Consider the following 2,635-nt stretch of genomic DNA (forward strand, 5'->3'; position numbering starts at 1 on the left):
AGGCGTCAAGCTCAAACATGAGTCCCTGAAAGAAAGCAAATCTGCCCTCTGTGATGGTGAACTGTGCAGCGTTATTTCACATACAGACCTGGGTGTTCAGGGTTCAGTGATTGGCCGCAACCATTGATTCAAGCGAGTTTTGCATAAAGTTTGGACATTGGAAGACTTCTGACACCCTACCTACAAAATATGCAGATGCCAGTATCCATTTGTTATAACAACGAATATGAGCGACACACACTTTGCATGCGTCAAATTTTCATGCACAACAATAAAGTCTAACTAAAATACCAATAATTGGACATATAAATATATATACTATTAATTATAAACAAAATAATACTAAATATGTAAATATTATCTTGACACTTGATTTGCTCTATTGTAGCCTCCTTTCTAATATTGTTTAGCCGGAAGGGCAGCTATGACACAAAAACCATTATTTGAAATATCGCCGCCAGAAGACAAGAATATATTTAATCTCGGCAACGGTTTAATTCTCAAAATTGACAAAAACGATTCTAAAATTGTCACGCTATGGCGCCACGGCACTTTTATTAAAAAAGCCGATTTATCCGATAAGGTCGAAAAACGTTTGTTTATAGTAGAAGCTGTTGAGCTTGGTGCGATTCAATATCGTCTAGCTAAGGCCTTAGATATTAGCCGGCAAACCATACACAATTATCGTGAAATTAAAGAACATTTCGGCTCAGAGGGTTTAATTCAGGGATATACGCTCAACAAAAGCAAAAGCCGGCGAATACAGCGAAAAGAAAATGCTGCGCGTCGTATAGGAGGTAACAAAGCCCAACAGGTTGCGGAGATAAGAAAAAAGGCTAAAGCGGAACGCGAAAAGAAGCAACGAAGCTTGGATTTTAACTTCAGTTATAAAGGCGAAGCTAAAAAAGTTGAAAAAGATGAACAACCTTTTGCCGAAAAACATGACTGGGAGCCCACTCGTTTTGCCGGGGTATTTACCTATTTGATTGCATTGATTAGCGAATGGAAATGGCTTCAATTAGTGATGGGCTATTTTGGCTCCAACTTTAAGATATTTATGGTATTTTTGTTAATGTCAGCCTGCAATTTGCGTTCTATTGAGCAGTTAAAAAATATCCGTTCGCGCGAGGCCGGCGTTATTCTCGGGATCAAGCGCATACCCTTCAAACAGAAAGTCTGGCAATGGTTTTACACAGTTGCACAATTGCAGAAAGCCGGCCCCTTACTGTTAGACTATTTTCGTTACCAGATAAGCGCAGGGCTTGTCGGCATATGGTTATGGTTTATCGATGGTCATCTGCTGCCTTATACGGGTAAGCAAAAAGTTCATTTCAGTTTTAATACCCAGCGGCGCAAACCCGAAGCTGGCCGCACCAATATGGTCACTTGTGATGGCAGTGGACGCGTGGTGGATTTTGAGATCCAAGAAGGCAAGGGGGATTATCGGGGTCATATATGCAACTTAGGCGAAAAGTGGAAAGAATATATACCGGGAGGCGTTGTCAAGGTTTTTGATAGAGAGGGCCACGGAGCTGAGTTTTTCTTTAAATTGGTCAGTAACAAAGATTTGTTTGTGACGTGGGAAAAGAATATTGATTCTAAAAAGTTAGCAGCGCTTGATGAGGATCTGTTTATAGAGGCTTTTGAATTCAATGGTAAAAGTTATAGTATATTTGAGGGGAGCAAGGAATTTACTTATACTTCAGAAGGCAACGCGGGCAATGAATCGAAAAAACACACTTTTAGCTTAAGGCGTATTTACATATGGAATAAAAGCAGTAATCGCAGGGCCTGCGGATTGGCCTTCAGCGGTGACAGCGAAATGAGCACCAAAGAATGCGCCCTTGCGATATTGAGCCGCTGGGGTGCATCAGAGAATGCATTTAAGCACATCCAAGAACGCCATCCGTTTCATTATCATCCTGGATTTAAATTAACTGAAAGTAAAAATCAGGAGATAAAAAACCCGGCCATCAAGGATAAAGACAGGCAGATAAGTAAAGTAAAAACTGAATTGAACAGGTTATATAAAAAGCTGTCCAAGGTTGGCAAAGCTCTTAACAAGGATGGGACCCCGCGAAAAAACAGTGCTCAGGAGCAACTAAATAAAAAGAAAGTTGATAAAGAAGCAAAGTTGGAGCAACTTCTGGAAGAGAAAAACAAGTTGCCCGAAAGAGTAGATGTATCGCAGTTAGAAGATTATCGGTCTTTTAAGGCAATTGATAATGAAGGAAAGTATTTATTTGATTTTGTGACAAGTTCAGTATGGAATGCTCGCAAACAAATGGTAGATTGGCTAAGGCCATTTTTCAATCAAGAAAACGAACTGGTAGATTTATTTTATACGATTACCTATTGTCACGGCTGGATTAAAAGCACGGACAAAGAAGTAATTGTCCGCTTAGAGCCGTTAGAGCAAAAAAGTCGTCGCCTTGCTCAAGAGCAATTGTGTCGTAAGCTAACCAGCCTGGGAGCGCAAACACCAAATGGAAAATGGCTGGTAATTGAAGTTGGTGAATCCCCAATTTGATCAGTGTCCAAAAAATTGGGCCTAATTCGACTAAGAGTTACGAGCTCTGTATTAAGTGAAGGAAACGGTTTATTTGGATCGATATCTTCTTCAATATTCAACAGA

General features: G+C 40.2%; 1 protein-coding gene. It reads left to right on the plus strand.

Annotated features, from left to right (window positions below; genetic code table 11):
• Nucleotides 1-424 precede the first annotated feature (424 nt).
• Complete coding sequence (locus Q0X72_RS13600) at nucleotides 425-2,530, plus strand: putative transposase (RefSeq protein ID WP_297766523.1); 2,106 nt, start codon at nucleotides 425-427, stop codon at nucleotides 2,528-2,530.
• Nucleotides 2,531-2,635: the final 105 nt, after the last annotated feature.

Origin of the sequence: uncultured Muriicola sp. (assembly GCF_947258935.1) — a bacterium.
Taxonomy (GTDB): Bacteria; Bacteroidota; Bacteroidia; order Flavobacteriales; family Flavobacteriaceae; genus Muriicola.

Bases quoted from the DNA above. Each gene is read 5' to 3' on its own strand.
- Q0X72_RS13600 (WP_297766523.1), top strand. From the start codon at position 425: ATGACACAAAAACCATTATTTGAAATATCGCCGCCAGAAGACAAGAAT.